Annotated in this window: 18 protein-coding genes and 1 tRNA gene; 16 read left to right on the plus strand and 3 right to left on the minus strand. The window is 70.8% G+C overall.

The features are described from left to right. The first annotated feature begins 1,188 nt into the window (after nucleotides 1-1,188). The 3 genes from ACZ4SA_RS19760 to ACZ4SA_RS19770 all read left to right on the plus strand — a co-directional run bounded on the left by ACZ4SA_RS19760 (nucleotide 1,189) and on the right by ACZ4SA_RS19770 (nucleotide 3,849). The gene (locus tag ACZ4SA_RS19760; protein WP_468276058.1) at nucleotides 1,189-1,671 is read left to right on the plus strand and encodes a DUF485 domain-containing protein; all 483 of its coding nucleotides are present in this window, start codon (nucleotides 1,189-1,191) and stop codon (nucleotides 1,669-1,671) included. Continuing rightward, nucleotides 1,668-3,269: a sodium/solute symporter gene (locus ACZ4SA_RS19765; protein ID WP_468276060.1), complete on the plus strand. Its 1,602-nt coding sequence runs from the start codon at nucleotides 1,668-1,670 to the stop codon at nucleotides 3,267-3,269. The genes ACZ4SA_RS19760 and ACZ4SA_RS19765 overlap by 4 nt, the downstream gene beginning before the upstream one ends. 277 nt (nucleotides 3,270-3,546) lie before the next feature. Then, complete coding sequence (locus ACZ4SA_RS19770) at nucleotides 3,547-3,849, plus strand: hypothetical protein (protein ID WP_468276063.1); 303 nt, start codon at nucleotides 3,547-3,549, stop codon at nucleotides 3,847-3,849. 82 nt (nucleotides 3,850-3,931) lie between these two features. Here ACZ4SA_RS19770 and ACZ4SA_RS19775 read toward each other — a convergent pair whose 3' ends face one another. After that, nucleotides 3,932-6,937 (minus strand): SUKH-4 family immunity protein, encoded by a 3,006-nt coding sequence (locus ACZ4SA_RS19775; RefSeq protein WP_468276066.1) that lies wholly within the window; start codon nucleotides 6,935-6,937, stop codon nucleotides 3,932-3,934. A gap of 7 nt (nucleotides 6,938-6,944) precedes the next feature. After that, complete coding sequence (locus tag ACZ4SA_RS19780; RefSeq protein WP_468276068.1) at nucleotides 6,945-7,958, minus strand: SMI1/KNR4 family protein; 1,014 nt, start codon at nucleotides 7,956-7,958, stop codon at nucleotides 6,945-6,947. A gap of 232 nt (nucleotides 7,959-8,190) precedes the next feature. On the opposite strand from ACZ4SA_RS19780, the gene ACZ4SA_RS19785 reads away from it, so the two are divergent. Continuing rightward, nucleotides 8,191-8,697: a YwqJ-related putative deaminase gene (locus ACZ4SA_RS19785; protein WP_468276071.1), complete on the plus strand. Its 507-nt coding sequence runs from the start codon at nucleotides 8,191-8,193 to the stop codon at nucleotides 8,695-8,697. A gap of 9 nt (nucleotides 8,698-8,706) precedes the next feature. Then, nucleotides 8,707-9,198, plus strand: coding sequence for an SUKH-3 domain-containing protein (locus ACZ4SA_RS19790; RefSeq protein ID WP_468276073.1), 492 nt, complete (start codon nucleotides 8,707-8,709; stop codon nucleotides 9,196-9,198). Between the two features lie 125 nt (nucleotides 9,199-9,323). Here ACZ4SA_RS19790 and ACZ4SA_RS19795 read toward each other — a convergent pair whose 3' ends face one another. Further along, entirely contained in the window at nucleotides 9,324-10,652 is a 1,329-nt protein-coding gene (locus tag ACZ4SA_RS19795; protein ID WP_468276075.1) for a sensor histidine kinase, read from the minus strand. Nucleotides 10,653-10,770: 118 nt separating this feature from the next. Here ACZ4SA_RS19795 and ACZ4SA_RS19800 point away from each other — a divergent pair. From ACZ4SA_RS19800 to ACZ4SA_RS19850, 11 genes are all read left to right on the plus strand, one after another. Next, nucleotides 10,771-10,842: transfer RNA gene (locus tag ACZ4SA_RS19800), tRNA-Gln, on the plus strand. 165 nt (nucleotides 10,843-11,007) lie between these two features. Continuing rightward, nucleotides 11,008-12,456, plus strand: coding sequence for a bifunctional UDP-N-acetylglucosamine diphosphorylase/glucosamine-1-phosphate N-acetyltransferase GlmU (glmU, locus tag ACZ4SA_RS19805; protein WP_468276077.1), 1,449 nt, complete (start codon nucleotides 11,008-11,010; stop codon nucleotides 12,454-12,456). 124 nt (nucleotides 12,457-12,580) lie between these two features. Then, nucleotides 12,581-13,558: a ribose-phosphate diphosphokinase gene (locus ACZ4SA_RS19810; RefSeq protein WP_468276079.1), complete on the plus strand. Its 978-nt coding sequence runs from the start codon at nucleotides 12,581-12,583 to the stop codon at nucleotides 13,556-13,558. A 259-nt stretch (nucleotides 13,559-13,817) separates the two neighbouring features. Beyond that, nucleotides 13,818-14,414 (plus strand): 50S ribosomal protein L25/general stress protein Ctc, encoded by a 597-nt coding sequence (locus tag ACZ4SA_RS19815; RefSeq protein ID WP_468276081.1) that lies wholly within the window; start codon nucleotides 13,818-13,820, stop codon nucleotides 14,412-14,414. Between the two features lie 136 nt (nucleotides 14,415-14,550). Further along, nucleotides 14,551-15,144, plus strand: coding sequence for an aminoacyl-tRNA hydrolase (gene pth, locus ACZ4SA_RS19820; protein WP_468276084.1), 594 nt, complete (start codon nucleotides 14,551-14,553; stop codon nucleotides 15,142-15,144). A 182-nt stretch (nucleotides 15,145-15,326) separates the two neighbouring features. Then, a complete protein-coding gene (locus tag ACZ4SA_RS19825) occupies nucleotides 15,327-15,629 on the plus strand; it encodes a hypothetical protein (RefSeq protein ID WP_468276087.1) in 303 nt (100 codons plus the stop codon). A gap of 138 nt (nucleotides 15,630-15,767) precedes the next feature. Continuing rightward, nucleotides 15,768-17,123, plus strand: a complete 1,356-nt coding sequence (eccD, locus tag ACZ4SA_RS19830; RefSeq protein ID WP_468276090.1) for a type VII secretion integral membrane protein EccD — start codon at nucleotides 15,768-15,770, stop codon at nucleotides 17,121-17,123. 54 nt (nucleotides 17,124-17,177) lie between these two features. Beyond that, complete coding sequence (locus tag ACZ4SA_RS19835; RefSeq protein WP_468276092.1) at nucleotides 17,178-18,476, plus strand: MinD/ParA family ATP-binding protein; 1,299 nt, start codon at nucleotides 17,178-17,180, stop codon at nucleotides 18,474-18,476. 39 nt (nucleotides 18,477-18,515) lie between these two features. Further along, a complete protein-coding gene (eccCa, locus tag ACZ4SA_RS19840; RefSeq protein WP_468276095.1) occupies nucleotides 18,516-22,490 on the plus strand; it encodes a type VII secretion protein EccCa in 3,975 nt (1,324 codons plus the stop codon). A gap of 115 nt (nucleotides 22,491-22,605) precedes the next feature. Beyond that, nucleotides 22,606-24,033: a DUF6177 family protein gene (locus tag ACZ4SA_RS19845; RefSeq protein ID WP_468276098.1), complete on the plus strand. Its 1,428-nt coding sequence runs from the start codon at nucleotides 22,606-22,608 to the stop codon at nucleotides 24,031-24,033. 179 nt (nucleotides 24,034-24,212) lie between these two features. After that, nucleotides 24,213-24,548 carry a hypothetical protein gene (locus tag ACZ4SA_RS19850; RefSeq protein WP_468276101.1) on the plus strand — a complete coding sequence of 112 codons (336 nt, stop codon included), beginning with the start codon at nucleotides 24,213-24,215 and terminating at the stop codon, nucleotides 24,546-24,548. Nucleotide 24,549 lies beyond the last annotated feature (1 nt).

The following is a 24,549-nucleotide window of genomic DNA, read 5'->3' on the forward strand; positions in this document are numbered from 1 at the left end:
GCGCCGGCACCGCGGATCGGCCAGTGTCCGCAGCCGCAGCGCCAGCGGGCCGATCGCACGGTGCTGACGGCTGGGCGACTTGATCAGACAGACGGTGGCAGACTGGCGGCACATCGAAGCTCCGTTGGGCGCAGGCGACTTGGGAAGGTCACCCGCACAACGGAGCTTCGTTGCGTACGTCGCGCGCCCACAGAACATCGTCACACCGCCGTGACCTGCACGCCTACAAGATCACCCCGACTTTGAAATCGCCCTGACGCTGCGGGGGCCGGGTGGCCTCGCAGGCGACCCAGGGTGGGGACGCCTGAGCGGGAGATCGGGCAGTCGCGACGAGGGTGACACCGGGGAAGACGGCCGGCGACGGCGGCACGGGCGGTCGCGTATCCGTCTCGTCCCAGGTGTCGGACGAGTCGTGGTATCCAGATTCCAGGATCACCACGGGGCTGCCGCTCCCCCTGCACCTCATGTACAGCTTCCGACCGTCACCGATATCGACCTGGCCGGCGAATTCGTCACCCTTCGCGGCAGCCGCCCGTTTCATCCGATCGTCGTCGGACGGCGCGGTTGTCGTACACCCCCCCAAGGGGATCCACGCTGCCGCCAGCAATACGACCAGGGCGATCCGCCGGATCCGTGACATGGGATGTCAGCGTAAACAGGCGAGCTGACAGAGCCGAGCCCACTGGAGGGCGCCCTGTCATTTCGGCCCTTTCTTCATCCGTTGGGCCCTGACGTGTTCTTCGACGTCCGGCGTCGAACGGCACGTCGAACCTGATCACTCGGTTCGCGGCCTTCGTCCAAAACATGTGCGGTGGTGCCGCTGCCGCGGGCTGCCGATGGTCGGCCGGTCCCGGCCGTCGACGTCACCTGCTGGTTACGGCCCGACGCACACACGTCACCGTCAGCTGGACGCGCTTCGTCTGGCACCCGGAGATGACACCCGCCAACGACCCGGAGCGGAAACCGTTTCGGATCAATGGCGCCGACGTGATTCCCGGCCATCCAGGACGTCCGCCGACATTTCGGCCAGGGTTACCGCAGGTCCATCCGCGCCCGCACGGGATCGTCACCGAAACGACATACCGCGCGGTCGGAAACCCCTTACGCCTTCGCCCTACTGCTGAGTAACGTACGCGGACCACCAGCACCACCCGCCCCGGCCACCAGGGGCGGCAAGGAGCAAGCACGATGTCGTACCACCAGCTCTTCCCCGACCCACCGCCACAGCCCCGGCCCCCAGGCCGCCACCGCCAGGAGGCGGCACCGCAGCCCTGGGACATGCCCGGCCCCGGGCACAGGCCGTCGGACGTGCCGTCCTCCTATGACGGCCGGGCCGGAATCGGCGGACTCCGCTCGTCCTACCGGAAGCTGCGCCGCGTCGCGACACTCACCGCGCTCGGCTACTTCGTCGTCTTCCTCCTGCTCTCCGGGTACGCCCCCGGGATGATGACCGGCAAGATCAGCGGCGGACTCACCACCGGAATCCTGCTGGGACTCGTGCAGCTGCCGGTCGCCCTCGTCGCCATCGCCGTCTACGAGCGGATCGCCCGCAACCGGGTCGACCCGCTCGCACGGTCCATACGGGAACGGGCCGAAGCGGCCACGGCCGCGAAAGCCGGCCGTCCCGAGCATTCCGGATGGCAGCAGCCGTCGGGAGGCATGCGCGCATGACCGAGTTCAGCTCCGAGGCCCAGACGATGTCGCTCATGGCCTTCATCGTCGTCATCACCGTCACGCTGCTGCTGTGCGTGATGACCGGGCCCGACCGCGACGATCTGGGCGAGTTCTACACCGGCTACCGCTCGCTGTCCCCCATGCAGAGCGGCCTCGCCATCGCCGGCGACTACATCTCCGCCGGCACCGTACTCGGCACCATCGGCATCATCGCGCTCCTCGGCTACGACGGCCTGTCGCTGGCCCTGAGCACCGCGCTGTCGCTGGTCCTGATGATGTTCCTGCTCGCCGAACCCCTGCGGAACGCGGGCCGGTTCACCATGGGCGACGTCTTCGCCCGCCGCAACCCCGGCCCCGTCGTACGGATCACCGCCGCCGCGGTCACCCTGACCGCGCTGCTGCCGCTCGTCATCTTCCAACTCGCGGGCGCGGGCGACCTGCTCGCCGTCGTCCTCGGCTTCCACGCCGACGGCTTCAAGACCGGGGCCATCGTCTTCCTCGGCCTGCTGATGATCGTGTACGCGGCCATCGGCGGCATGAAGGGCACCGCCTTCATCCAGATCGTCAAGACCGTCGTGCTGCTCGGCGCGGCCACCGCCGTCGCCGTACTCGTCCTGAACCGCTTCGACTTCAGCCTGCCCGCGCTGCTGGAGGGCGCGGCGCGCGGCAGCGGCGCGGGAGACGCGTATCTCGCGTCCGGGCTGCAGTTCGCCGGCGACGAAGTCGACATGATCAGCGCACAGTTGACGGTCGTCCTCGGCGCCGCCGTCCTGCCGCACATCACCATGCGCATGTTCACCGCGCGCAGCGCGACCGCCGTGCGGCGTTCGATGTCCTGGGCCGTGTCGACCGTCCTGGTCACCTGTCTGCTGATCGTCGTGATCGGATTCGGCGCGGCGGCGATCGTCGGACACGAGGGGCTCGTCACCGGCGACCCGCAGGGCAAGACCGCGTTCCTGATGGTCACCCAGGCGGTCATGGGCACGGACCCGAACACCCTGGAGACCCTGCTGTTCACGGCGGTCGCCACGGCGATCTTCCTCACCCTGCTCGCCTCCGTCGCCGGCGTCACCCTCGCCTGCGCCAACACCCTCGCGCACGACCTCGTCGCGCACGGACTGCGCAAGGCGACACTCAAGCACTCCACGGAGATGGCCATCGCGCGCACCGCGGCGGCGGGCGTCGGTCTCGTCGCGCTCGCCATCGCGGCGGGGGCCAGGCACCTGAACCTCCAGGCGCTGCTGACCCTGTCGTTCTGCATCGGCGCTTCCGCGGTGGCCCCGGCGCTCGTCTACAGCCTCTTCTGGCGCCGCTTCTCCCGCGCGGGCCTGCTGTGCACGCTCATCGTGGGAGCAGGCTCCGCGATCCTGCTGATGACCGGGACCAACCTGGTCTCCGGATCACCGCACGCGGTCTTCCCCGACTCGGACTTCAACTGGTTCCCGTTCACCACCACCGGCATCGTCTCGGCCCCCTTGGGCTTCCTCGCCGGCTGGCTCGGCACCGTCCTGTACGAGCGCGACACGGACGAGGAGCGGCTGCGCTACGAGGCCGCGGAGCCGGCCATCCTGGCGGGCGTGCCGCCCACGTCCTGACGCGCCCCGGCGTCCTGACGCGCGCGAACGGGCGTCGGCGGGTATTCGTACCGTCGGCGCCCGTTCCTGTGCTCACCCGCTCCGAGCTGCGTCGATACCGTTCCTCTCCGCTTACTTACAGGGCATTTTGTACCGTTTGACTTCTCTATGACGCGGTGCCTAGTTTGGGATTGGATTCACCACTCCGAGGGACAGATCCCCGCGTCTCGCGCACTGACGCGAACACGTGCGTGCGTGCGGGCCATCGGCCCCGTCTACGCCCCGGGAAGGAACCACCATGCGGGCAGGGACGACAAGGATTCTCCAGCTCTCCGCCGGTCTCGTCGCGGCTCTGGGCCTCACTCTCGGCGGAGCCGGTGTCGCGAATGCCACCACTCCGGCGCAGGCGCCCTCGTCCGGGTACTGCGACTACTGGTACGGCTACGACGACTGGTGCTACAACGACGGCCGCGGCGGGGACCGCGGCGTGTTCTTCGACGACCGGTTCTTCGACGACCGGTTCTTCGACGACCGGCACCACAATGACTGGCGGTACAACAACTGGGACAACCGTGGCGACTGGGACCGAGGCCGCCGTTGACGTCTGAAGGCTGACAGAACCTCAGCATCCTTTCCGCCGGACCGGGTTCGGTGAACCGGGCCCGGCGGGAAGGATCAGCGCGTCAGAGCAGCCCGTCCCACATCTGCTCCAGCAGCACCGACCACCAGCTTTCCGGCGACGACAGCGCCGCCGGGTCCAGGGCTGCGAGCTGCGCCTGGAAGTCGACCGTCCAGCGGCCCGCCTGCTCAGGGGTGAGACCGAAGCGCAGACGCCACATGCGGCCCAGCAGCGCCAGACAGCGGACGAACTCCGGCAGGCCCGTGTTCACGAACTGCGGCGCCACGGGCCGGCCGCCGGGACCCGCTTCCACGGGCACCGCGACGATGTGCGCCGTGCCGTACTGGACGCAGATCGCCCGGCCGAAGTCGCTGCCGACCACCAGATACGAACCCGCGTCCGACGCCGGCTGCACCTGCCGCTGTGCGGCGAGCTCCGCCAGCGTCGGCACCACCGGCTGGGCGGGCTGCGCCCAGAAGAACGGGTTGAAGTCGCCGGGCAGACCCGCCCACACCAGGGTCGCGGCGACGATCTCCGGCACGCCCTGCCGCGAGACGGCCCGCTGGTCGAACCGGCAGATGCCCTGCGGCCCGAACGCACCCGCCAGCTCCTGGGCGACACCCTCCGGCGGGATCGGCGGGGCCGGCGGCACCTGCGGCAGCGGCGCACGCACCGGCGCGGGCCGGGCGGGGCCGTCCGCCACCTGATGCAACTCTCCCTGGTGAGCGATGAGTTGCTGCATGCCCTGCTGGCGGGACGCATGGTCCCTGCCGTACGGGGCGATCGACGTGATCCGCGCCTGCGGCCACGTCTCGCGGATCATCCGCGCACAGTACGCACCCGGCAGCTCGCACGACTCGAGCTCCGTGTGCAGTTCGAGCACCTGCTGCGGCGGCACGTTCATGGCGCGCAGCTCGTGCAGGATCTGCCACTCCGGGTGCGGAGTGCCCGGGGCGGAGCGGCGGATCAGCTGGGCCTCGGAACCGTCGGGCGCGCGGTAGCGCAGGACGGCCTGGTAGCCGGGTCCGACCGTGGGCAGACCGGTCGGCTGCTGCGGATACCCGTAAGGCGGCCGACCGCCGCCCTGAGGCGGCTGCGGCGCGTTCACCACGGGCCCGGGAGGACCGGGAGGCTGCGGAGCACCGGGACCCATCTGGGCGGGACCGGCGAGCATCGTCGCAGCATGGTGCACACCACCACCGGGCGGCGGCGTCGAACCAGGAGGCGCCGGCGGACCAGGAGGCTGCGGCGCACCGGGAGGACCGGGAGGCTGCGGAGCACCCGGACCCATCTGGGCGGGACCGGCGAGCATCGTCGCAGCATGGTGCACACCACCACCGGGCGGCGGCGTCGAACCAGGAGGCGCCGGCGGACCAGGAGGCTGCGGCGCACCGGGAGGACCGGGAGGCTGCGGAGCACCCGGACCCATCTGGGCGGGACCGGCGAGCATCGTCGCAGCATGGTGCACACCACCACCGGGCGGCGGCGTCGAACCAGGAGGCGCCGGCGGACCAGGAGGCTGCGGCGCACCAGGAGGACCGGGAGGCTGCGGCGCCTCCGGACCCATCTGGGCGGGACCGGCGAGCATCGTCGCAGCATGGTGCACACCACCACCGGGCGGCGGCGTCGAACCAGGAGGCGCCGGCGGACCAGGAGGCTGCGGCGCACCGGGAGGACCGGGAGGCTGCGGCGCCTCCGGACCGAGCTGGGAGACCAGTTGGGTGGGCAGGTAGCCGCCCGCCGGGGCACCGGGCGCGCCCGGACCCGACGGCGGAGGCGTGGCGCCTGCGCCAGGGCGGGCACCCGGAGTGCCAGGGGCGCCGGGCGGCGGAGGCGTCGCCCCCGTACCGCCGCGCGCACCCCGGGGGGGCAGCACGGCCTTGCTCGTCGCCGCGTCCGCGATGTCCGCCGCGCCGGAACCCGGCGCCGGCGGCGGGGTCGGCTGCGACGACGGCGGCTCGGGCTGCGGGTTCAGGCCCGGCACGATGGCGGTCTTCGGCAGCTGGCTGCCGCCGGACATCAGCGCCGTGGGCGCATCCGCCGCCACGGGCGGCGGGGTGGCGTCGTCCACCGAAACCGGCGGCGCGAACACCGTCGCCGGCAGCGGCACGGACACGTCGTCCGAGCCCGCCGAGGTGGTGTCCGTCCAGCCGTCGGCCGTGCCCGTGCCTCCCGAAGGGGTGGCGGGCACGCCGTCGGAAGCCGTCGGCTCGTAGTCGGCGGACCCGGCACTCGGCCACGCGGATCCACTCTCCGACGCTCCCGCGCTCGCGCTGCCCGTGCCTGACGACGACCCGGCCTCCGGCCACGCCGACCCGGCCGAGGAAGAGGCCGAAACGGAAGCGGAAGCGGGCATCGACGAAGACGACGAGGTGGACGAGGAAGAGGGCGAGGACGGGATGGAAGAGGAACTTCCCGTCGCCTGCGAGGCGTTGGCCCCGATCGACCCCGAGGCCTCCGGCTGGCCCGCGCCGACCGACCGGTCGGCTCCCGCCGAGGGCACATCGGGCACAGGGGACGGCGTCGCGTCCGCCGCCGGAGCGGAACCGGCAGCGGCACCGGCGGCGCCGGCCGCGCCCGCAGACCCGGACGAGGACGCGGACCCGGCCGCGCCCACGGACCCGGACGAGGACGCGGACCCGGCCGCATCCACGGACGAGGACCCGGACCCGGCCGACGCCCGCCGGTCCGGGATGCCCAGCCTGTCGGCAGCGTCCTGGAGCCACTCCGGCGGGCTCAACAGGAACGACGTCTGGTTGAGATCGATCCGCTCCGGCGCCTGTGCCCCCGCCGCGGCCGGCGTCTCGTCCGTGCCGCCGTACTGCTCCTCGTACCGGCGGATGACCTCACCCACCGCCAGCCCCGGCCACAGCGTCGCCTCACCGCTGTCCCTGGCGATGACCAGCCGCTGACGGCCGCCGTCGGAACGGCCGCCTCCCTCGCGGTCCTCCGCCCACACCACGAACCCGAGCTCGAACTCGCGCACCCGCACCTCACGGTGCTGATACGCGGGCACATCGCCGTTGACCCATTCCTCGGCGCGCTCCTGCGCCTGTGCGAAAGTCACCATCGGAGCATCACCCCTCGCCCGAAACCGGAACGGCCCGCGCGAAGCCGCCGTCCACCATCAGATTCGCCACGGTCTCCAGCTCCGGCGGATTGCCCGCGAGCCCCTGCAGAAACGCGTCGAAGTCCTCGCCGCAGGGCAGCAGCAGCCGCTCCACACGCTCCTGCACGCTCCACCCGGCCTGGTCACGGACGTCGTCGTACGCGCAGAACCACACAGTCCCCACGTCCGCCCCCTTCACCTTCAGCGCGACGATCCCGCCCTGGACGAAGGCGACGCCCAGGTAGTCCTTCGTCAGATGGTCCCGCAGGCACTTGTTGACGTACACCAGGTCGTTGACCGCGGCCTCTTCGCGCACGGTGAAGAAGGGCTGGTCCACCAGCAGACCCAGCTCCGCGTCCAGTGCCGCGCCGACCGGGGCGGAACCGCCCGCGGCCTTGAGGAAGGAGCGGTACGCACCGGGAAGGCGGTATCCGAGGTCTTCCTCGACGTGCCGGAGCTGTTGCTCGGTCACCGACAGCGCGCCCTTCGGAAGACCGAAGTGCGCGGGCCGCGTCTCCTGCAGCGGGCGCGTGCCCCGCTTGTCCTGGTCCACCACCGCCGTCGCCAGACCGCCGTGGTGTCGCAGCAGCGCCTTCACCTCGACCGGTACGAGCTCGAGCCGCCGCGACCCCCTCACGTGGTGCCACGTCCAGCCGTGCGGCGTCGCCACCGCCGGGATCGTGTCCCACAGCGGGTGGCCGTCCGCGTGCAGCGCGGCGTTCGCAGAGACGAAGTCCGTGAGGCGCAGCTCGTCCACGCCGAAGCCCTCGGGGGGCTCGGCGATCTCCGCAGCCGCGCGTGCGTACGGCGAGAAGTCCGGGTAGCCGTCGTCGTCCATCCGCACCCCTCTGGGGTGGCGGGAGGCCCGGACCGGGTCCGGGAAGTGCACGACCTGCCCGGCGTAGGCCGCATTCGGTGGCGCGGATGGTGCGCCGGCCCCGGGGCCCGTGGCTGCCCCCAGGCCTTGCCGACCTGTCGTCATGGCGTTCTGCCCCCTGCTGGCTTCTGGCTGGTTCAGCACAGCCTAAGCGGTGGGGCAAGAGTGGCTGCCGGGCCTCCGGTTCCGTAACGAAGAGTCACTTTCGAGTGACCCAAAGGCCCTGCAGTGACAGTCGGTAGACACGTTTCAGCTACCCAGCTTCCTTACGGGCCACCCCATTTGGCAGTCTGTCTACCCGCACCACGGGGGAGTGCACGGGAGGGACGGCAACACCATGCGCACAGTGCAACCAGGCACATCCGGTGATCCACGCCTCAGCTGGATCTCCGACGAGTCGGGACGGGCTCCGGGACTCCGGCACCGTCGTGACGGAATCCTGCCCGCCGTCGCCGCCGCACTCTCCGTACGCGGCGAGACCCTCACATGCACAGCCGGAAAGGGCGACCGGCCGCCGCCGCTCCATCCGCTGGTGCAGGATTTCCTCGACACCCTCACCAGCGGGCAACGGGAGCGCTTCACGGGGCGGTGTCCGGAGGCGATCCTGCTCTCCCGCCACCTCGGCGCGGCGGAGACCCAGCGCTCCAAACGCGCTCAGCGAAAACCCCTCACCCACGGCGAGGCCCGGCGGGCGCTCAAGCACTCGAAGCTCACCGCACGCCGGATCCGTGAGGACGGCGACCCGCTGCACGGCAGCTACGCCCCGCCCTGCCGGTCGTGCACCGCGATGCTCGACCACTTCGGCGTACGCCCCGTCGATCCGACCGCACCCGAGAACGGCTGACCGCGACCGATGCCCGACCACCTCAGCACCACCCGGTTCCCCGTCGCCGTCGACGCCGCTCTGCGCGAGGCGGGCTGGCAGCCCGGCCGCTGGGACATCAAGCAGGCCGAACACTGGGCGGACACCCTGCGCGCGCATGTCTCCCCGGCCGGCCACCAGCACACCGTCTCCCCCGCGGCCGTCGAGGCGTGGGCCGAATTCGGCGGACTGACCGTCACCGCACCCGGGCCGGGGCGCCAGTACGCGCCCGTTCCGCTCCAGTTCGATCCGCTCGCCGGCCTCCATCTCGCCCGTACCCTCGCCGACCTCGGCCGGGCGCTGGACACGGAGATCTCGCCGCTGGGCATGGAGGGCGATCAGCAGGCGGTGCTGGCCATGGACGTGGAAGGCCGCGTATACAGCGTCGACCACACCGGCGACTGGTATCTGGGCCGGGACATCGACCAGGCGCTGACGACTCTCGTCACCGGCATCCAGCCGATGCGGCTGATCCCGGGCTGAGCCGGGCCGTCGGGCTCAGCCGGGCCGTCGGGCCGGGGCGGGCGGCCGGGCCGTCGGGCCGGGGCGGGCGGTCGGGCTGAGCCGGGCCGGGGCGGGTCGCTACGGCCCCCGCCCCGTCCGAACCGCTACCGCAGGCTGGCCTCGGCCCGGTCCGGGAGCACCGCGGACACCCGGAAGCCCCCGACCTCCGTCGGCCCCGAGACGAACACCCCGCCCAGGGCGGTCACCCGCTCCCGCATCCCCACCAGGCCGTTGCCGCCGCTGGGCAGGCCGGCGTCCGCCGCCCCGCCGGCCGCGTCCGGGGCGCCGTTCTCCACCTGCATCGCGACCTCTTCGTCACGATGCGCGAGCCGCACCATCACCTTGGCGCCGGCCGCGTGCTTGTGGACGTTCGTCAGTGCTTCCTGGATCACCCGGTACGCCGTCTGCTCCACCTCCGGCGGATACGCCCGTACGTCCCCCAGCACCGCGAGTTCCACCACCATGCCCGCCTGCCTGGACTGGCCCACCAGCACCTCGATGTCCGCGATGCACGGCCCGTCCTCCGCGGCGGCGGCCGCGGCGGCTGCGGCGGCCGCGCCCACCGCCGCGAGCGGCACATCGGCCTGCGCCCGCGCCTGGGCCTCGCCGGAACGCAGCACACCGAGCATCTCCCGCAGCTCGGTCAGCGCCTGCCGCCCCATGTCCCCCACCAGCGCCGCGTTCTTCACCGCCTTCTGCGGATCCTTCAACGCCACGGCCTGCAACGCAGCCGCGTGCACCACCATGAGGCTGACCCGGTGGGCCACCACGTCGTGCATCTCCCGCGCGATCCGCGTCCGCTCCTCCTGGCGGGCCCACTCGGCGCGCTGCTCCGCCCGGTCCGCCAGCAGCGACAACTCCTGCTCCAGGCTGTCCGCCCGCTCCCGCAGGCTCTCCATAAGCCGTCGCCGCGCCCCTATGTAGAGCCCGAGCAGCACCGGAGGGGCCGTGAGGCCGAGCGACATGGAGGCCGACATCAGCGGTACGTACCAGCCGCCGGGCGCGTCGAAGTCCGCCGACTCGACCTGCTGCCGCACCCGTACGAAGGTCACGATGAAGGTCGCGGACAGGGCCGTCCCCGCCAGCGTCGCCGTGATCCGGCGTGGCACCTCGGAGGCGGCGAGCGTGTACAGCCCGACGATCCCCATCAGATAGCCCATCTCGGCCGGCGTGGTCGCGATGGACACCAGCACCACGGCGATCGGCCAACGCCGCCGCAGGACCAGCACCGATCCGACAACCAGCCCGAACAGCACCCCGAAAGGCACCGGCAACGCGGCCAAGTCCGCGAACCCGACACCCTCCAGCGCACATTCAAAGGCGGAGACGACAGCCAGCCCCACGTCCAGCACGGCACTGCGCCGTCGTCCCCACCACAGCGGGCCACGGGCGGTCAAACCCGTGGCCTCGTGTTGCGCCCCCGTTGTGGTCATGTGTTCCAGCCTACGGGCGGGTGCGAGTCATTTTCCTACCGTCGTGAGGAGGGCACCTGGCATAGTGTGGGGTGCCGGTTCGGCAGCCGGACGCAATGTCCGGTTCCGACGCATTCCATCCCCCGTGGTGTAATTGGCAGCACTGTGGCTTTTGGTGCCATCTGTTCGGGTTCGAGTCCTGACGGGGGAGCTTTCGGCCTTCGGGCCCACATCGGCGGTTCCACGAGCCGGGTTCCACAGCTCGTGTTCGCATCTCCGGGTCCTGACCTCTCGGTCGGGACCCGCGCTCGTTTCCGGCCCGAAACCCCCCGGTATCCTTCGGTTGTCCCACCACCCGAAGCCGAAGGGCATTCCCGTGAGCGTCAATCGCCCGGCAGCCGTCGTCGTTCTCGCAGCGGGTGAGGGCACCCGCATGAAGTCGAGGACCCCCAAGGTCCTGCACGAAATCGCCGGGCGCTCGCTCGTCGGACATGTCGTCTCCGCGTCCCGTGAGCTGGAGCCCGAGCAGCTCGTCGTGGTCGTCGGACACGCACGTGAACAGGTCGAAGCGCACCTCGCCGAGTGCTGCGCCGGAACCCGTACCGCCTTCCAGGCCGAGCAGAACGGCACCGGACACGCCGTGCGCATGGGCCTCGAGGAGCTCGGCGGGCAGATCGCCGGGACCGTCGTCGTCGTCTGCGGCGACACCCCGCTGCTCTCCGGCGAGACGCTGTCCGCCCTCGCCGCGACGCACTCCGCCGACGGCAACGCGGTGACCGTGCTGACCGCCGAGGTACCCGACTCCACGGGTTACGGCCGCATCGTGCGGGACGCGGCCACCGGCGCCGTCACCGCGATCGTCGAGCACAAGGACGCCACCGAGGAGCAGCGCGCGATCCGTGAGATCAACTCCGGTGTGTTCGCGTTCGACGGGCAGCTTCTCGCGGATGCCCTGAAGAAGGTCCGCACGGACAACAGCCAGGGCGAGGAGTACCTCACCGACGTACTCGGCATCCTGCGCGGGGCCGGGCACCGAGTGGGTGCCTCGGTGGCCGGCGACCACCGCGAGATCCTGGGCATCAACAACCGCGTGCAGCTGGCCGAGGCCCGGAAGCTGATGAACGAGCGGCTGCTGGAGCGGGCGATGACGGCCGGCGTCACCGTCGTCGACCCGGCCTCCGTGCTGGTCGACGTGACCGTGACGTTCGAGCCGGACGCGGTGGTGCACCCGGGTACGCAGCTGCTGGGCACCACCCACATCGCGGAGGGGGCGGAGGTCGGCCCCAACTCGCGGCTGACGAACACGATGGTGCACGCCGGCGCCCGGGTGGACAACACGGTGGCGGACTCGGCCACGGTCGGCGAGGGCGCTTCGGTGGGCCCGTTCGCCTATCTGCGGCCGGGCACCCGCCTGGGCGTGCGGAGCAAGATCGGCACGTACGTCGAGACGAAGAACGCGACGATCGGTGAGGGCACCAAGGTCCCGCACCTTTCCTACGTGGGCGATGCGACGATCGGCGAGTACACGAACATCGGCGCGGCGAGCATCTTCGTGAACTACGACGGCGAGGCGAAGCACCACACGACGATCGGCTCACACTGCAAGACCGGCTCGGACAACATGTTTGTGGCTCCTGTCACGGTCGGGGACGGTGCGTACACCGCCGCGGGCTCCGTGATCACGAAGGACGTACCGGCCGGTTCGCTGGCCGTCGCCCGCGGGCAGCAGCGGAATATCGAGGGATGGGTGGCTCGTAAGCGCCCCGGAAGCGCGGCCGCACAGGCAGCCGCGGAGGCAACGGAACAGGTCGCCGAGGGGAACTGACCGGAAACAGGTGCGTCGAACTCGGCGTACCGTGATACGTGCACACAAATTCGGCTGGCTCGCGCCCAGGACCCTTGTGTCCAGGACCTTCGCGGCCAGAGAACACGTCTGAGGAGACAGTGCTGTGACCGGGATCAAGACGACCGGCGAGAAGAAGCTGATGCTCTTCTCCGGCCGCGCCCACCCCGAGCTGGCCGAGGAGGTTGCACACCAGTTGGGTGTCAGCCTCGTCCCGACGAAGGCTTTCGACTTCGCCAACGGTGAGATCTACGTCCGCTTCCAGGAGTCCGCACGCGGTGCGGACTGCTTCCTGATCCAGAGCCACACGGCCCCCATCAACAAGTGGATCATGGAACAGCTGATCATGATCGACGCTCTGAAGCGGGCTTCCGCCCGGAGCATCACCGTGATCATCCCGTCCTACGGCTACGCCCGGCAGGACAAGAAGCACCGCGGCCGTGAGCCGATCTCGGCCCGTCTGATCGCCGACATGCTGAAGACGGCGGGCGCGCACCGCATCCTCACCGTCGACCTGCACACGGACCAGATCCAGGGCTTCTTCGACGGCCCCGTCGACCACCTGTCCGCGCTGCCGGTGCTGGCCGACTACGTGGGCGCCAAGGTCGACCGCAACAAGCTGACGATCGTCTCCCCGGACGCCGGCCGTGTGCGCGTGGCGGACCGCTGGTGCGACCGGCTCGACGCGCCCCTGGCGATCGTGCACAAGCGCCGCGACAAGGACGTCGCCAACCAGGTGACGGTCCACGAGGTCGTCGGCGAGGTCGAGGGCCGGGTCTGCGTCCTGGTCGACGACATGATCGACACCGGCGGCACCATCTGCGCCGCGGCGGACGCGCTCTTCGCGCACGGCGCCGAGGACGTGATCGTGACGGCGACGCACGGCATCCTGTCGGGGCCGGCGGCTGACCGTCTGAAGAACTCGAAGGTCAGCGAGTTCGTGCTGACGAACACGCTGCCGACGCCGGGCGAGCTGGAGCTCGACAAGATCAAGGTGCTGTCGATCGCGCCGACGATCGCCCGCGCCGTGCGCGAGGTCTTCGAGGACGGCTCTGTGACGAGCCTCTTCGAGGAGCAGGCGTAACGTCGACCGGGCACAACGTGATCGAGAAGGGCCGTCCCGCACGGGGCGGCCCTTCTCGCATGTCCCCCGGGCGGCTCTTCTCCCCTGTCCGGTGATCCATTTTGGGCCCGGGCGGGCGCTGGGTAGACTGTGCAAGTTGCTCGGCGAGGGAGGCCGTGTCCTGTGGGACGCGGCGGTCCGTTATCGACGCGCTCTTCGTAGCAGGCCTGTCGTGGCCGGGTGACCGCCACCAGCTTTCTGCTCAATACGAGGAGTGCACATGTCCGAGGTGAAGCTCACCGCAGAGCTCCGTTCCGAGTTCGGCAAGGGCGCCGCCCGCCGTGTCCGCCGCGACAACAAGGTCCCCGGCGTTCTCTACGGTCACGGCACCGACCCGGTCCACATCACGCTGCCGGGCCACGAGCTGCTGCTCGCCCTGCGCACGCCGAACGTCCTGATCTCCCTGGACCTCGGCGGCAAGAACGAGCTGGCCATCCCGAAGGCCGTGCAGCGCGACCCGCTGAAGGGCTTCCTGGAGCACGTCGACCTGCTGCTCGTGAAGCGCGGCGAGAAGGTCAACGTCGAGATCCCGGTCCACACCGAGGGCGACCTGGCCCCGGGCGCGTTCCTGCTCGAGCACGTGCTGAACGCCCTGCCGGTCGAGGCCGAGGCCACCCACATCCCCGAGTCCGTCTCGGTCTCCATCGAGGGCCTGGCCGCCGGTGACTCCGTGCTCGCCAAGGACATCACCCTGCCGAACGGCACCGTGCTGGCCGTCGAGGACGACACCGTCGTCCTGCAGATCCTGGCCGCGCAGGCCGAGGAGCCGGCGGCCGAGGGCGCCGAGGGCGAGGGTGAAGAGGCCGCCGAGGCCTGAGCCGTAAGCTCATCCCGAGCTTGACGACTTGGACGGGGTGGCGGACTGGGACACGACCCGGCCCGCCACCCCGTTCCCCTTTCCACGGCCCGTCCGGCGAGTTCCACCGCCCGTCCTACGAGGAGACGCAGCACAGATGTCCGACACGAACGCGCCCTGGCTGATCGTGGGCCTCGGCAACCCCGGGCCCGGGTACGCGGCGAACCGTCACAACGTCGGCTTCATGGTGGCCGACCTGCTGGCGGAACGCATCGGCGGCTCGTTCAAGCGCGCCCAGAAGACGCAGGCGCAGGTGCTGGAGGGCAGGATCGGGGCTCCGGGTCCGTCGAACCGGCGGGTGGTGATCGCCAAGCCGATGTCGTACATGAACCTGTCCGGCGGCCCGGTGACGGCACTGCGGGACTTCTACAAGGTGCCGACGGAGAACATCGTCGCCGTCCACGACGAACTGGACATCGACTACGGCACCCTGCGGCTCAAGCTCGGGGGCGGGGACAACGGGCACAACGGCCTGAAGTCCATGACGAAGGCGATGGGTTCCGACTACCACCGGGTGCGCTTCGGCATCGGCCGCCCGCCGGGCCGTATGCAGGTCGCGGACTTCGTGCTGAAGGACTTCTCCTCCACGGAGCGCAAGGAACTCGACTACCTCGTGGACCGCGCGGCGGACGCGGTGGAGTGCCTGGTGATCGACGGCCTCGAGCGTGCCCAGGGAACGTACAACTCGTAGGCGGTGGCCGGGAGCAGCGGGCCGGGTGCGCCGCCGTCGCGGCCATGCTTTATGTTGCAGAGGCAATGGCGGGGGGATTCCGCATGCCTCGATCCGGGCAGCCGCAAACGGTTGTCGACCGTGACAGTGGGACGGGCGGCCACGCGACGGACAGCTGAGGCGACGGGGCGACGGGGCGACGAATGTCACGGGATTACGACAGTCAGCTTCTGGAGTCGGTGGCAGTACGCCGGCGCAGAATGCGGGACGCGCTGCTTTTCGGAGCACAGCGGGCGCGCCGCAGCGCGGACGAGAGACTCGGGAAGCTGTTCGCGGGCATCGCGATAGCGGCAGTCCTGTGTGCCGGATGCATCGGTTGGTCCTTCCTCCAGCACACGTTGGAGAAGCAGAAAGCGGAGCAGAAGCGCCAGGATCAGCAGTATCAGCAGCCGGTGCAGCCCCAGGATCCGGAGCCGGAGAAGTCGGCGGGCGCTGGAAAGAACTGATGCCGGCGCCGGTCATTGCGCGCAGAGTTCGACGTGCGCAGGAAGAGTTGCCGGAAAAGAATCGGGGGACACGGTGACGATCAGGATCGGCGCAAAGGGGCCGGTGGTTCGCCGCGGCACGGTGATAGGTTCCCGCAAGTGGTGAGCACAGCAACGCCTTCCCGGGCGCAACTGAGCAGGGTGACGCTGGTCGGCGAGCGACGCCGCGCCGACCTCGTCCTGCCCTCCGACACTCCCATCGGTCAACTGCTGCCCGACATCCTGCAGTTGCTGGACGACAGAGCGGCATCGCGCCCTTTGACACGGCAGTTGCTCACCGCCGACGGCTCGGCGCTGCCGCACGAATGCACCCTTGCCTCGGCAGGGATATCCGACGGCGCCGTGCTCCAGTTGGTCAGGACGCACTCCGCCCCGCCTGCCCCCGTGGTGCACGACGTCACCGACCAGGTGGCCGACGACCTCGATTTGCGGGCCTGGCGCTGGCGGCCCAACGCCCGCCGTGCGACCGCGGGGGTGGCCACCGTCGCGTTCGCGGTGACCGCCGCGCTGCTCGCCCGCCGTGAGCTTTCGCTCGGCTCCCTGGCAGTCGCGCTCGGGACCGTCACGTTCGTCCTCGCAGCCTCGGGAGCGGTCGTCGCAAGGACAGGGCGGGGCAACCGCGGTCTGGCGACGGCCCTCCTGCTCACCTCCGGTGGGCTCGGCATGCTCACAGCCTGGACCACCGCCGACGCCTACGGCTGGCCCGGCACCGCTCGGCTCGCCGCCGTCGCGACGTCGCTGGTCATGACGCTGCTGCTGCTCGGTTACTTCTCGCCGCTCGGCCGCGGAGGAGTCATCGGAGCCATGGCAGCCGGCGTTGTCGCGATCACATGGGAGGCCGTTGCCGCCGTCCAGGACGAGCCGGCCAGGCTGGGAGCGGTCATGGCCCTCTTCTCCGTGGTGCTGCTCGGCCTGTTGCCACGAATCGCCCTGATGGCGTCGGGTCTCACGGCACTCGACGACCGCCGCTCGAGCGGCAGTTCCGTCAGCCGCCACCAGGTGGCCAACGCGCTCGCGGCCACGCACCGCGGGCTCGCACTCGCGACGGTGGTCACGGCGGTGTCGGCAGCCGCCGCGGGCTGGCTGCTCACCCTGGCCGAGAGACAGACCGTATGGACCGTGGTGCTCCCCTCGCTCGTCGCCGTGGTGCTGCTGGCACGCGCACGGGCCTTCCCGCTGGTCGCGGAGGTCGTGACGCTTTTCGCCGCCGCAGCGGCCCTCGTTGTGCGCCTTGTCATGCTGTGGACGCAGCACTCCGGGGGTGCCGGTCCGCTCGCCTTGCTGTGCGCGGCGGCCGTGCTGCCGCTGCTGGTCCTCGCGGTGGAGCCGCCCGAGCATGTGCGGGTCCGGCTGCGCCGGATGGCGGACCTGGTCGAATCGATCGGCGTGGTGGGGCTCTTCCCGCTCGCCGTGGGGGTGTTCGGCGCGTACGGGCAGCTGCTCAACAAGTTCTGAGTCAACGCGAACGCGCTCCGGGGCGGGGCAGCAGGTCGGAGGAGAAGGGCACGCATGCCGAACGGAGACAACTGGCAGGGCGAGCTGCTGCGTGAGCTCAGGGGCGGCGCCCCGACAACGCCGGACGCGGCATCGTCACAGGGCCGTCCGACGCCCCAACAGCCGGGCGGCGGCGCACCTCAGGTGCCCCAGCACACCCCACAGCAGCAGACCCCCGGACATCCGGCACCGCAGCACACCCCACAGCCGCAGACCCCCGGACATCCGGCACCGCAGCACACCCCACAGCCGCACGCCCCCGGACATCCGGCACCGGGCGCCACGCCGCACCCGGTGCCCGTGCCGGGCGGCTCGACGCACCCCCCTCAGCCCCAGCCCTACGCCCACCCCGTCCCGGCGCCCCATGCCGCCGCCACCGCCCGGCCCCGGCAGACCCCCGACTCTCGGCCCGTCGTCGGAGCGGACATCGCCGCGGCAAGTCGCAAGCCCCGCCCCGGCGAGCCCTTCACCGCCCGTGCCGTCCGCGGGGTGCGCCGCCTTGTCGCGTCGTCGGCCACGCGCGAGGTCGCCGAGAGCACCCGTGCCGCGGAAGTGCTCCAGCAGCCCGTGACGACCGGTCGCCAGATAGCGGTCACCTCCATACGCGGCGGCGCCGGCAAGTCGACCGTCGCGGCGCTTCTCGGCACGACGTACGCCCACTACCGGCAGGACCCCGTCCTGCTGGTCGAGGCGGACCCCGCGCTCGGCTCATTGCCACTGCGCCTCGGCGCGGTGTCGCTGCGCTGGACGACCAGCGATGTGGCGGACATCGTCGAGCCGCAGATGTCCCTTCTCGACGTCACCGGATATCTCGTCCAGCTTCCGGACAACGCCTGGCTGCTGCCGGGCAGCCGGGGCCAGATCGGCGCGATGCTCGACACCCGGGCGTACGAGCGGGTCATGGTGGCGTTGCGCCGCTATTTCGGTGTGACGGTCGTCGACTGCGAGACGCTGCCCGCCGAGGTCGCCCGCGTTGCGCTCTCCGCCGCTCAGGCCCGTGTCCTGACCGCGCCCGCCACATTGGAGGGCATCACCAGCACGCACGCGGTGCTCCAGTGGATGCAGGGGCTGCCCCGGCACATGATCGGCGGCACGGTCGTCGTTCTCACCGAGCTGGTGCCGCACTCGGGGCTGGACCTGGGCAAGGCGGTCGCGCGGCTCGAAGCGACGGGTGCAAGCGTGCGTGTCCTGTCCTACGACCGGCATTTGGCTGCCGGCGGCGCGATCCGCACCGACTTGCTGGCCCGTTCGACCCGGCAGGCCGCCGCCCGTCTCGCAGCCGACGTCTTCCATCTGTCGCAGAAGCGCCACTGATCCCATGCCGAGCCCGACCGTGAACGACGGACGACGACGATGAGCACCCGACTGATACACCGCCCGGCCCGGACCACGCGGCCCCCGGCCGCTTCCGTTGCGCGCACCATCGAGGCTCCGCCGAACCTCCCCGAGGGGAAGGCGGGGAACATCGCGATGTCGCTGCTGCCCGTCGCCGGTGTCATGTCGTCCGTCGTGATGATGACGGTCGTGCGCAACAGCCAGTTCGCCGTGCTGGGGGCGATCATCCTTGTTGTCACGATCGTCGGCTCTGCCGTGCTGGTCTTCTCGCAGCGCGGCAAGGCGCAGCGCACCCGCCGCACCCAGCGCGAGGCGTATCTGGCCTATCTGGAGGAGCTGCGTGAGGAGTTCTCCGCCGAGGAGCGCGAGCGCCGTGAGCGGGCCGACATCCTCAATCCGCCGCCGCTCGCCCTGTACGACATCGTCCGCGACCCGGCGCGTCTGTGGGAGCGCCGCCGAGGCGACGGCGACTTCCTGCGGGTGCGGGTCGGCACCGGTGAGATGACCGTTCGTGATCTCAAGGTCGCGGAGCAGGGCTCTTCCGTTCTCACTCCGCCCGATCGGTTCATGCTCAACGAGGCGTCGGCGCTCACCGCCCGGTTCCGTACCGGCACCGAACTCCCGCTCACCGTCCCCCTCGACCGCGTCGGCAACGTCAGTGTCGTCGGGCCCCGCGAGGACTGCCTGCGCATCGCCCGTGCCCTGATCGTCCAGGCCGCCGCGATGCACGCGCCCGACGACGTGGGTATTGCGCTCGCCGTACCCGGCGACCGGCTCGAGGAGTGGGAGTGGGCGAAATGGATGCCGCATCTGCTCGACTCCGATCAGTTCGACGGCCCGGTGGCTGCCCGGCGTATCGCCCCGTCGGCGCCGCAGCTCGCCCGGCAGATCGGCCCGGAACTGCGCCGTCGCGCTTCCTACGCCGCCGAGGTGCGGCGCGGTCTGTCCGGCAAGGACGCCCTGACCATGACGTCCAGACTGCTGGTCGTCAGTGACGGGCACGGCGAGGATGCCGTCGAACTACCGCGTCCCGATGACGCGGTCGGTCTGCGTGAAATGGGCACAACCGTCCTGCACCTGCTTGAGGAGCGGATCCAGGAGCCGGGCCACGTCAGCGTGCGGATCACCGTCGACGGCTGCCAGGTGGTCATCGAGGACCTGCGCGAAGAGGAAACGATCAGCGCCCACGGCACGGTGGACGAGGTGGGCACCGCGTTCGCGGAAGGCCTGGCCAGGATGCTGGCGCCGCTACGGCTCTCGGCCGAGTCCCTCACCGATGCCCCGCTGTCCGGGCCGGTCGATTTCGCAGGTCTGCTCGGTATCGAGGATGTGGCGCGGCTCGATCTGTCGCAGCTGTGGACGCCGCGGGGTGAACGCGCCTTCCTGCGCGTACCCATCGGCATCAGCGACTCCCACGAGCCCGTGCTCCTCGATCTGAAGGAGTCGTCCGAGCTCGGTATGGGCCCGCACGGTTTGTGCGTCGGCGCGACGGGTTCCGGAAAGTCGGAGCTGTTGCGCACCCTCGTGCTCGCTCTGGTGGCCACTCATCCGCCGGAGGATCTCGCACTCGTCCTCGTCGACTACAAGGGCGGGGCGACCTTCGCGCCTTTCGCGGACCTGCCGCATGTGGCGGGCGTCATCACCAACCTGGAGAACCAGGCGGGGCTCGTGGAACGTGTCCATGCCTCGCTCGCGGGCGAGGTCAAGCGCCGCCAGCAGGTCCTGAAGGACGCGGGCAACGTCGCGGACATCGGGGACTACGCGGCGCTGCGTGCCGCGAAGCGCCCCGATCTGGAGCCTCTCCCCCACCTGTTCGTCGTCATCGACGAGTTCGGTGAACTCCTCACCGCCAAACCGGACTTCATCGACCTTTTCCTGTCCATCGGCAGGATCGGCCGCTCCGTCGGTGTCCATCTGCTGCTCTCCAGCCAGCGCATCGAGGGTGGCAAGCTCAAGGGGCTGGACACCTACCTCGCCTACCGGCTCGGCCTGCGTACGTTCTCCGCCGACGAGTCCCGCACGGTCCTGGACACCGTGGACGCCTTCCACCTGCCGCCGCTTCCCGGCTTCGGTTACCTCAAGGTGGACACCAGCCACTACGAGCGCTTCAAGGCCGGCTACGTCTCCGGCGCCTACCGCGGCCCCGTGCGGAGTACCGAGGAGGAGGAGACCGGCCCCCTCGCCCTGGAGTACGAGGCGTACAACACCCTGGGCGCGCCCGATGCCCCGGCCCCGCAGGAGCCGACGGTGCGGCGTCGGGAGACCGGTCCGACCGAGTTGGGCGTCGTGGTCGAGCAGTTGGAAAGCGCCGCGGATCCGGTGCGCCGGATCTGGCTGCCGCCGCTGCCCGGCGCCATCGCCCTGGACAAGGTGGCGGGTCCGCTGGAGGTCGGTCGGCGGGGGATGCAGCTCTCGAAGCGGCGTGGACAGCTGGCGGTGCCCATCGGACTGCTCGACGACCCGACGAAGCAATGGCAGGGCGAGTGGTACTTCGACCTCACGATGGCAGGCGGACACGCCGCCGTCATCGGCGGCCCGCAGTCCGGCAAGACGACCCTGCTGCGCACGCTCGTCCTCTCACTCGCCCTGACCCACACACCACAGGAGGTCGGCGTCTACGGCATCGATCTGGTCGGCGGCGGGCTCCAGGCCCTGGCCGGCCTCCCGCACGTCGGGGGCATCGCGGGCCGTGCCGACCGCGAGCGCGCGGGACGCACCGTCGAAGAGGTGCGGAACATGCTCGTCCTGCGCGAAGCCATCTTCCGCGAGCACGGCATCGACTCCGTCGAGCAGCTGCGCACCCTGCACGCGGCGGGCCGCCTGCCCGAGCTGGCCTCGGCCGAGATCGTGCTCGTCATCGACGGCTTCGGCGCGCTGCGGGACGACTTCGAGGAACTCGACGACGCCGTGGTGGACATCCTCAAGCGTGGCAGCGGCTACGGCATCCACGTCGTCGCGGGCATGCTCCGCTGGAACGACGTCCGCATCGCCACCCAGTCGAGTTTCGGTACCCGCGTCGAGCTGCGCCTCAACGACCCGAGCGAGTCCAGCATCGACCGCAAGCTCGCCGAGACCCTCTCGCCGGACGAACCCGGACGGGTGCTCACCGACAGCAAACTGTTCGCGCAGGTCGCGCTGCCCCGTGCCGACTCCCTCTCGGACGTCTCGGAGCTCGGCACGGTCCTGGAACGCACCGCTCGTTCGATCCGCGCCACCTGGAGCGGCGAGATCGCCCAGCCGGTACGGGTCCTGCCGCACGTCCTGGAGCCGCACCTGCTGCCCGGTCCGGCCGCCGAGCCGCGGAACGTGCCGATCGGCCTGGACCAGACGGCGCTCGCGCCCGTACTGCTCGACCTGTTCGGCCATGACCAGCATCTGCTGGTCATGGGTGACAGCGAGTGCGGCAAGACGAATCTGCTGAGGACGATCGCCGGTGGGCTGGTCGAACGCTACGGCGCGGACGATCTCGTGTTCGCCGTCATGGACCCGCGGCGCAGCCTGCGCGGCGCGATCGCCGAGGAGTTCAACGGCGGCTACGCGTACAACGCCAAGCTGTGCGCGGGTCTCTCCGCGGGGATCGCCACCGAACTGGAGAAGCGGCTGCCCGACGAGAACGCCCGCCTGGAGGATCTCGAGCCGGGCAGCTGGGGCAGCGGCCCGCGGATCGTGGTCCTCGTCGACGACTACGACGTGCTGACGACGGCCGGGCAGTCGCCGCTCAGCCCGTTCCTGCCGTACATCCCGTCCGCGGTCGACATCGGCCTGCACTTCGTACTGACGCGCCGGGTCGCGGGCGCGTCGCGGGGGATGTACGAGCCGCTGGTGCAGGGCCTGCGCGAATCGGGGGCGTCGGCGGTCCTGATGGCGGGCGACCGCAGCGAGGGGCAGCTGTTCCCCGGCGTGTACGCGTCCCAGCAGCCCGCGGGGCGCGGTGTGTTCATCCGCAGGGGACAGCCGTCCCGCCTGATCCAGACCGTGCACACACCCCGGTGATGCGTCGGCCACCTGACTGCGCCAGGTGTGCGGGGCACACCGACCCGACGATGCCGGACCGGACCGAAGCGGCCCCGACCGGACGACACCCCACGACCTGGAGCCGGACGACCACATGACCAAGGACGTCATCGCCCTCACCGAACGCATGCCGGACCCTTCGAGCGTGCTTGCCGGCCTGTTTTCCGGAGGCCCCGACAAACTGCTGGGCACGCAGGGAGAGGGCGCCGTCGTACAGCTCTGCAACCCGGAAGGGCGGCCGCTCGTCTCCGTGGAGACGCCGATGCTCCTCGAGGTCGCCGGAGAGGCCGAGCGGCTGCTGGGAGCCACGCCGCCGCCCGTTCCGTACTGGTGGACGGAGGCCCGCGCCACCACCGGCGTCCAGGAGGCGGAACGGCTCGCGGGCACCTTCGCGGCCCGGCTGACCACGCTGCTAGGCGGCTCGGCCTGGCCCCCTGCGCTCGCGCGATCGGTCGCCGTGGTGGAGACGGGCGGCGTGAGTGCCGCGCCCGTGCCCGCGGCGTCACCACCTGCCGTCGATGTCCTGACCGACAAGGTCGCCGTCGTGATCCAGGACCGTCCGGTGATCGCCATGACGGCCTGGCTTTCCGACGCGTTCCGTGCCGCGGGGGCCGCCGGCCTGGGCCTGCAGATCGTCAGCCCGGCGGGCACCATGCTCTCCCCTGCCGTGCGCAACGCGCTGCCGGGACAGCCGTCGCGCTGGGTCGTTCAGGACGAGCGGGACGGCTACTACGACGGCCGGACCGGAGCGGTACTGCGCTGGCAGAACGGCATGTTCGCGCCGGTCGACGCGGTCCTGGTACCCGACGGAAGCGCCGAAGACTCGGGGACTCCGGTGGCAGCGGCCTTCAAGGAGGTATCGGACACCGGTGAGCGCCAGCTGGCCCTCACCTTCCGGACGATCCACCCGGCGGACGAGCGGTTGGTGCTCGGCGGTGCCGTGGAATCGGTCTGGCGCTCACTCACCGGCGAATCCCCGGCCGGGTGGGGCACCGCGGAGCCCGCCGGCGTCCCCTGGTCACCCCGTCGGCTCACCGATGTCGCCTACGACAGAGCGCCCGAGCCGACCTGGGCCGTCGTCGTCGGCACCCCGGACCGGCCCGGCCTGGCCACGGTCCGCATCAACCGCACCAAGGCGGGCGTTGAGGAGGAGGTGACGCTGGCGTTCGGTTACGGGCCCGGCGAGGAGCCACCAGTGGACGCTCTGCCGAAGGCGGCCGAGGTGCTCACAGCGCACCACAACCTCCAGTCGTTGCTCGTTCAACTGCGCAAAGCCCGCCGCGATCTGGCGGTACCGCCTCGGTTCGAGGGGCCGGGAGTCCCGGTGGCCTTCGTGCTGGGCGCGGAGGAGGTTCGGCAAATGCCTGGCGACCGCGCCCGCCGCACGCCCCTGACCGTGCCGCCTGTGCAGCTCGGGCCGAAGACGCGACCTGCCATGTACTACGCGCTGCCAGGAGATCCGTCCGACCTGTCGGGGTGGCGGGACTTCGAGCGACTGGTGCGCCACCTCAAGGGCGAGTAGGCCGCGCCCATGTGGTGGCAGAGTCGCGCCAAACAGGCCTGCCCGGACCGAAATTGACCGTTCGTAGCGTGACATTGTCGACTCCGACTCGGAGTGTCGCGAATGCAGATTGCATCCGTGACGGCGGAGTTGGTAGACAGGAGCGCTTGTATGACCATCTGAACGAACGGGGGAGTTCGATGAAGTTCGACATGGGCGCACAGACGTTGTCGGACCTGACGTCGCAGTCGCATGGCTCGAGCCGGGACCTCGGAGTACTGATCCGTCAGCTGATCCAGGCGGCCGCGCCGCTGGAGGGCAAGTTCAACGGCGCGGGCAAGGCGGCGTTCGACCTGTTCAAGTCCCGCGCGGACGAGATCACGGCAGACCTGAACGCTTCGCTGGCGGCGATTCTCGGCGGCCAGTCGGGCATGGATGCTGCGTTCGGCACCGGCGACCAGGAACAGGGCGACAACGCGCGGACCCAGATGTCGGCGGCGAACTTCGACGCGGCGCGGTTCTCGGGCCGTCGCTGAC

It is taken from the genome of Streptomyces sp. NPDC027962, from assembly GCF_055566095.1.